Origin of the sequence: Pedobacter sp., from assembly GCF_040513095.1 — a bacterium.
Lineage (GTDB): Bacteria > Bacteroidota > Bacteroidia > Sphingobacteriales > Sphingobacteriaceae > Pedobacter.
Genome location: NZ_JBEVDX010000189.1, coordinates 1 through 4,921, shown reverse-complemented (window position 1 = coordinate 4,921; position 4,921 = coordinate 1). Strand labels below are relative to the sequence as shown.

Annotated in this window: 6 protein-coding genes and 1 pseudogene; 5 read left to right on the top strand and 2 right to left on the bottom strand. The window is 42.4% G+C overall.

Features of this window, described 5'->3' with window-relative positions; all coding sequences use genetic code 11:
- Window positions 1–242 (bottom strand): annotated as a pseudogene (locus tag ABWY16_RS20890) (RNA polymerase factor sigma-54); the annotation flags it as partial.
- Between the two features lie 291 nt (window positions 243–533).
- On the opposite strand from ABWY16_RS20890, the gene mscL reads away from it, so the two are divergent.
- Entirely contained in the window at window positions 534–983 is a 450-nt protein-coding gene (gene mscL / locus ABWY16_RS20885; protein ID WP_353906604.1) for a large conductance mechanosensitive channel protein MscL, read from the top strand.
- A gap of 65 nt (window positions 984–1,048) precedes the next feature.
- Here mscL and ABWY16_RS20880 read toward each other — a convergent pair whose 3' ends face one another.
- On the bottom strand, window positions 1,049–1,936 hold the full coding sequence (locus ABWY16_RS20880) for a ChaN family lipoprotein (protein ID WP_353906603.1): 888 nt from the start codon (window positions 1,934–1,936) through the stop codon (window positions 1,049–1,051).
- A gap of 148 nt (window positions 1,937–2,084) precedes the next feature.
- Here ABWY16_RS20880 and ABWY16_RS20875 point away from each other — a divergent pair, with 148 nt between their 5' ends.
- From ABWY16_RS20875 to rpmH, 4 genes are all read left to right on the top strand, one after another.
- Window positions 2,085–2,876: a LiaF transmembrane domain-containing protein gene (locus ABWY16_RS20875; protein WP_353906602.1), complete on the top strand. Its 792-nt coding sequence runs from the start codon at window positions 2,085–2,087 to the stop codon at window positions 2,874–2,876.
- Window positions 2,877–2,886: 10 nt separating this feature from the next.
- Window positions 2,887–3,948 carry a sensor histidine kinase gene (locus ABWY16_RS20870; protein WP_353906601.1) on the top strand — a complete coding sequence of 354 codons (1,062 nt, stop codon included), beginning with the start codon at window positions 2,887–2,889 and terminating at the stop codon, window positions 3,946–3,948.
- On the top strand, window positions 3,926–4,660 hold the full coding sequence (locus ABWY16_RS20865) for a LytR/AlgR family response regulator transcription factor (RefSeq protein WP_353906600.1): 735 nt from the start codon (window positions 3,926–3,928) through the stop codon (window positions 4,658–4,660). The genes ABWY16_RS20870 and ABWY16_RS20865 overlap by 23 nt, the downstream gene beginning before the upstream one ends.
- Window positions 4,661–4,790: 130 nt before the next feature.
- Window positions 4,791–4,921 (top strand): 50S ribosomal protein L34 (rpmH, locus tag ABWY16_RS20860; protein ID WP_353906605.1); only part of this gene is annotated, 131 nt, incomplete at its 3' end.

Below are 4,921 nucleotides of genomic sequence, written 5' to 3'. Positions count from 1 at the left end.
TGGCTACCGTCCATTTCTTCGGTATTAGCCTCATCTGAAAAGTTGTCGGCTTCGCCGTTCAGGTCATTGTCAAATTCTTCTTCATGGCTTTCCTCGCCCTGTTCAAGTGCAGGATTTTCTTCCAGTTCTTCTTTAATGCGGGTATCCAGCGAAACAGTGGGTACCTGTAATAATTTAATGAACTGAATTTGCTGAGGTGATAATTTTTGAAGTAACTTTTGTTGTAAATGTTGTTTAAGCATGTTGTGTAGAAAAGGTATTTTGACCCGTTTCAAAAATAAGCATTTGGTTTAGATATAAACTATACACTCAAGTCTATTATTGTAATTGACGCTATTTTTTCGATATTATAGCCATTTTTATGATAAAGTTTATATTTTTATTAATAAAGGTGCCAGATAAATAGTTTGATAATTTCTGACAAATGTATAAAATCTGTTTTATAGCTTTTGAGAATGAAAGGGCTCAGATAAAATATCTTTATGTAAGTTTATAGTTATAAGTGATATTGAACACAAAATAAATTTTTCATTATGAGTTTCGTTAAAGAATTTAAGGAGTTTGCCGTAAAAGGCAATGTAATAGACCTTGCTGTCGGGGTAATTATCGGGGGAGCATTTGGAAAGATCGTGACCTCTATGGTGAATGATCTGATTATGCCTCCTATAAGTTTATTGATTGGTGATAAGGGCTTTGCTAATTTTTATATTCCGCTGAATGCGAAAGTTAGCGAGTTCGTTGCTGCTAATCCGAATGCTTCTCTGGAAGATGCTAAAAAAGCAGGACCTGTATTTGCCTGGGGTAACTTTGCTACCGAGGTGATCAACTTTATCATTCTGGCCTTCATCATATTTTTGATGGTAAAAGCTATTAATTCAATGAAACGCAAAGAAGAAGAAGCGCCTAAAGCTCCACCTGCACCAACCAAAGAAGAATCTTTACTGACTGAGATCAGGGATTTACTGAAAACCAGAACAGTATAAATGCTGTTTTCGGCACTGCCTGCTGCTGACCGGCCACGGGCAGCGCCGAAAATAAAAAGTATTTCTTACGGTTTTGCCTGACTAATCACGATCACATAATCGGCAATACCTGCATACTTTGCAGTATCTTTAGCATCAGCGCTCTCCGCCGAAAAACAGGATATATTTGCTACAGATAAATTAGGTGCATACTTTTTAAGCTGTGCAACTATTCCCAACCTTTCATCGCTGTGGAACCTTCCGTTCAGCTGCAGAATCTTTCTGCCCGGATTTAACTTTGCGTATTTTGCTACAGACCAGGCCATAGATGCGTCCCAGAGGTTTTGTGTCTGATAAATCTTCATGCTGCCCATATCGTGTCCTCCCAGCGTCTCTATAAATTTGTCATGGTACCTTCCGGCGGCAGTATCAACAGGAAGAGGCGGAAGGAAAGATTTTGAGGCCGCCGGGAAATCCTTCAGTTTGTCCAATCCTGCCATACTTACAGCATTGCTGTAACGCGTTGCCGCATTTGCCCCGATCACATCGGTATGGGCAGTCTTTGCCAGTTCAATCAGGGGTTTGTAGTCTTTATAATTATTCCATGCCTTCGCTTCTTTGATAAAGTTCTTCTCAGAGATCAGCGCTAACAGATATTCATTAATTACCGGCTGAACATCCGTACTGAACATCTCGAGGGACAATGCCGTGGACGGGTAGGACCGGATCATCTTTCCAAGAATTTCAGCTTCCAGCAAATGGCCCGTAGAATCATTGTGTTCTTCGCCAAATACCAGTACATCCACTTTCTTCAGTGCTTTTACCAGTTCATCTGTGCTGATTGTTTTGCCTGTTTTAGTGTCAAAAATCTCATAGGCAGGAGTAGCCTGACCAGTTTGCTGTGCCCAGATGGCTATGGGGCAAAGCAGAAAGAAAGGGAGCAAAATAAAGATTATGGGAATGCGCTTTTTCATATCGGATGTGGATTAATATAACACGGCGAAGTTAAGGAAATATTTTACCGGCAGAAAAAGGGTGTTTACCGGTTTTTTGCTGCTGTATGGGATTGCGGCTATTTAGAAAACTGCATTTATACCCTAGTTTAGATGAAAAATTAAGGTAATGGACACTGATAAAAAAACAAACAGCAACTCTAACAGACTTGGCGCCGGACTCATACTTTTAGTTCTGGGTCTGATATTTTTCTTAAGAAACTTTGGTATAGGTGTACCTCACTGGGTATTCAGCTGGCATACGATTTTACTGGCTATAGGATTGCTCATCGGTAGCAGACGCAATTTCACAGGGGGCGGCTGGCTGGTTATGGTAGTGATTGGTGGAATCTTTACCCTGGAGGATATGGCAGGACTGGACATGTCCGACTACTATGTTGCGGCCGCATTCATCATGCTGGGATTGTATATGATACTTAAGCCAGCGGGCGCCTTTAAATATAAAGGAAAAAAAAAACCGCTGGATTTCAATTTAGAGGATAACCCTGATGGTACTCCAGGTGGTTCCCCGGACGCAAGCGGAACTGGCAGTCCTGCTCCCGGCTCGGCCGGAGATCCTGAGCATGATTATGTCGACTCAGTAAATATATTCGGGGGCAGCAAACATCAGGTTTTTTCCAAGAACTTTAAAGGCGGAGATGTGGTGAGTGTATTCGGGGGTTGTGACCTGATCTTTAGTCAGGCCGATTTTGAAGGAACCGTAACTTTAGACGTCATAGCAATATTTGGTGGCGTAAAAATCGTGATCCCGCCAACATGGATTGTAAAAACGGAGCTGACTCCCATATTTGGAAGTGTAGATGACAAAAGATCTCTTGTTCCGGCAGCCGGCGGACCAGAAAAAATAATCAGAATAACGGGCGTAGCGATAATGGGCGGGGTAGATATCAGAAACTATTAAACAGAAAATCGTGGCCAATAACCCCTTATTAAGCAAAAGTGTACAAAAAGCAGGAGTGATGCTCTTTATCGCATGGATTGTGGCGTTCGTCCTGCTTTTCTACTATACGCTCAATTTCAACTGGTACGCTTCGGTAGCTGACAGTTTGATCACCAATATATTGCTTGCCATGTCCTGTCTTGTGGTGGGCACTATTCTCCGTTTTTACCAACCCAAACAGGAAATTGTGCTGTTCGTTATTATGCTGGCAGTTGTTTTAGCAACGGCTGTCTCCTTTGTCAGCACCTATGTGCTCAGCACATTATTTGTCCGCTACCTGAGCTATGTAAGCTTCCTGGATGTTTCTATGCCTTTCAGAACGATTGTATTGTTTGTGTTTCTTGCCTGGTGCGCTTTTGCGAATGTGCTGTGGTACAAACTGGAAGAACAGTCCGAAACACAGGAGCGGTTGCATACTGCACAGAACCTGGCCAAAGAAGCTGAGTTAAATAAACTGAGACACCAGCTGCAGCCCCACTTTTTATTCAACAGCCTCAATTCTGTATATGCTCTGACCATCGTTAATCCCAAAGAAGCGGGCACAATGATTACCAAGCTGGCCTCCTTTTTACGGGGTACGCTGAAGAGGGACGATGAAGTTTGGGTAAGTGTAGAGGAAGAGATGGAATATATCCAGCTGTACCTGGATATTGAAAAAGTGCGGTTTAGTCACCGCCTGAACCTGGATATAAGGATTGATGAAGATACCCTGGGGCTTTGTCTGCCCGGAACACTGCTGCAGCCCATTGTTGAGAATGCCATCAAGTTCGGGCTCTACAATACCTCTGCGGCGATACTGATCTCCGTGCATGTGAAGGTTGAGCATAACCTGCTGCAGATTAGTGTGAAGAATCCTTTCGATCCGGAGATGAAAGCTACCGGGGGCACCGGATTTGGTTTGACTGCTATCAGAAGAAGATTATATTTGCTCTTCGCAGACAGCAGTTTACTGCAGACTGCGGCACTGGAAGATAACATCTATTTAACGACCCTTAAAATACCACAGAAATATGATCAGAACGATACTCATTGATGATGAACCTTTAGCAAGAGATGTGGTTAAACATTATCTGAAGAATTTTCCTGATGTAGAGGTCCTGGCTGAGTGCAGTGATGGTTTTGAGGGCTTAAAAGCTATCACCCAGTTCAAGCCTGACTTTATCTTCCTGGATATCCAGATGCCTAAGATCAACGGATTTGAGATGCTGGAACTGGTGGAAAATCCGCCTGCAGTGATATTTACCACGGCATTTGATGAATATGCTATTAAAGCTTTTGAGGTAAATGCCGCGGATTACCTGCTTAAACCAATAGAGCAGGATCGTTTTGATCAGGCCATGCGTAAGCTGCCTGCACGTTTAAAACAGGCAGAGCCGACAGAAGAACTGCTGGAGAGCGCAGGAATGAGTCCTTCACAACAGCATAGGGTAGTGGTCAAAACAAACGGGGTGATCAAGATCATACCTGTAAGCGATATCCATTACTTTGAAGCGGATGACGACCATGTGAAACTGAGCACTACCGAGGGGAATTTTTTTAAGAACAAGACCATGAGTTTTTTTGAAAAAACGCTTGACAGCGAACAGTTTATCCGCATCCACCGTTCGTACCTCATCAACCTTGCACAGGTGAATAAAATTGAATTGAAAGAAAAGGATAGTTATATAGTGCTTTTAAAGTCAGATATTTGGCTCCCGGTCAGTAAAACCGGTTATATAAAGCTTAAAGCCGCGCTGGGATTATAATGCGGCGGCGGCAGCAAATAAAGAATGGAGAAAAAGCGAAACTTTGCTGAATCTATTTGCAATTAAGAAAAAATCGCGCTATATTTGCACCTCTTATTTAAAAAAATAATAGTTAAGATATCATACAGTTATGAAAAGAACATTCCAACCTTCGCAAAGAAAGAGAAGAAACAAACACGGCTTCCGCGAAAGAATGGCTACAGCAAACGGTAGAAGAGTATTAGCTTCTCGTCGTGCAAAAGGAAGAAGAAAATTATCAGT

Excerpts from the sequence above, each read along its gene's own strand:
- mscL (WP_353906604.1), top strand. The coding sequence starts at position 534 with ATGAGTTTCGTTAAAGAATTTAAGGAGTTTGCCGTAAAAGGCAATGTA.
- ABWY16_RS20880 (WP_353906603.1), bottom strand. The coding sequence starts at position 1,936 with ATGAAAAAGCGCATTCCCATAATCTTTATTTTGCTCCCTTTCTTTCTG.
- ABWY16_RS20875 (WP_353906602.1), top strand. The coding sequence starts at position 2,085 with ATGGACACTGATAAAAAAACAAACAGCAACTCTAACAGACTTGGCGCC.
- ABWY16_RS20865 (WP_353906600.1), top strand. The coding sequence starts at position 3,926 with ATGATCAGAACGATACTCATTGATGATGAACCTTTAGCAAGAGATGTG.